Annotated in this window: 1 protein-coding gene; it reads left to right on the forward strand. The window is 65.7% G+C overall.

Annotation, left to right across the window (positions count from 1 at the left end; all coding sequences use genetic code 11):
• The coding region (locus APT89_RS06660) for a helix-turn-helix domain-containing protein (RefSeq protein WP_131728587.1) at positions 1–254 on the forward strand (254 nt) is incomplete at both ends.

Consider the following 254-nt stretch of genomic DNA (forward strand, 5'->3'; position numbering starts at 1 on the left):
CGTTCCCTCTGCCGTCAGTTCGGCATTTCTCCTGCCACCGCCTACAAGTGGCTTCGCCGCTGGGCTCAGGAAGGTGCCGCCGGCCTTCAGGACCGCCCGCGCATACCGCACCATTCCCCGAACCGCCCATCTGACGACATCACCGCCCTGCTGCGCATGGCCCATGAGCGCCATGAACGCTGGGGCGCACGCAAGATTAAGCGCTGGCTCGAAGACCAGGGGCACCGTATGCCCGCCTTCAGCACCGTCCATAG

This window comes from Enterobacter sp. 50588862, from assembly GCF_001462935.1.
Lineage (GTDB): Bacteria > Pseudomonadota > Gammaproteobacteria > Enterobacterales > Enterobacteriaceae > Enterobacter > Enterobacter bugandensis.